Annotated in this window: 1 protein-coding gene; it reads left to right on the forward strand. The window is 73.5% G+C overall.

Going from position 1 to position 1,026, the window contains the following annotated elements; all coding sequences use genetic code 11:
* Positions 1 to 16 precede the first annotated feature (16 nt).
* Positions 17 to 991 (forward strand): alpha-ketoacid dehydrogenase subunit beta, encoded by a 975-nt coding sequence (locus NZ773_16140; protein MCS6803457.1) that lies wholly within the window; start codon positions 17 to 19, stop codon positions 989 to 991.
* The last annotated feature ends 35 nt before the right edge of the window (positions 992 to 1,026 follow it).

Here is a 1,026-nt window from a genome sequence, read left to right on the forward strand (position 1 = left end):
CCCGCCGCCGGCGGCGCTGGAGACGATCACCCTTGTCGAGGCCACGCGGCGCGCGGTCGCGCAGGAGATGCGGCGCGACCCCTCGGTCTGGGTGCTCGGCGAAGACGTCGCCCGCGGCGGCATCTTCGGCCAATACCGCGGCCTGGTCGAGGAATTCGGCCCCGAGCGGATCGTTTCGACTCCGATCTCAGAGGCGACCATCATGGGAGCAGGTCTCGGCGCCGCCCTCGTCGGCACGCGCCCGGTGATCGACATGCGGATCTTCGACTTCGCTCTCTGCGCCATGGACGAGCTCGTCAACCAGATCGCCAAGATCCGCTACATGTTCGGCGGCCAGGCGAAGCCCGCCGTGGTGATCCGCGCCCCGCACGGTCTGTGGCGAAGCTCCGCCGCCCAGCACAGCCAGTCGCTGGAGGCGTGGTTCGCTCACCTGCCCGGCGTCGTGGTCGCCGCCCCCGCCACGCCGGCCGATGCGGCGGGCCTTCTCGTCGCGGCCATCCGTTCGGACGACCCGGTGCTGTTCTTCGACCCCAAGGCGTTGTTCGGCGCGACCGGCCCGGTGGCGACCGAGATCGCCCCCCTGCCCTTCGGGGTCGCGCGTCGCGTGCGGTCGGGAGACGACCTCACCCTCGTCTGCTGGTCGGCGATCGTTCCCGAGTGCGAACGGGCGGCCGCGGCGCTGGCGCGCGAGGGCACCGGGGTCGATCTTCTCGACCTGCGCACGCTCTGGCCCTGGGACGAGGAGGCGGTCGTCGCTTCGGTCGCGCGCACGGGGCGGCTGCTCGTCGTGCACGAGGCGGTGCGCGCGGGGGGCTTCGGCGGCGAGATCCTCTCGCGCGTCGTCGAGCGCCTGGGCCCGGGCGCCCTCCGAGCTGCCCGCCGGGTCGGCGCGCCGCGCCTTCCCGTGCCCTTCAGCCCCCCGCTCGAGGACGCTGTGCGGGTGACGGAAGCGAAGATCGTCGCGGCAGCGAAATCGCTCCTCGCGGCCTAGGCCTCGAGCGCGGTCAGCCCCGCACCCGCGAAGCC

Source organism: Dehalococcoidia bacterium (assembly GCA_025054935.1).
Classification (GTDB): Bacteria; Chloroflexota; Dehalococcoidia; order SpSt-223; family SpSt-223; genus JANWZD01.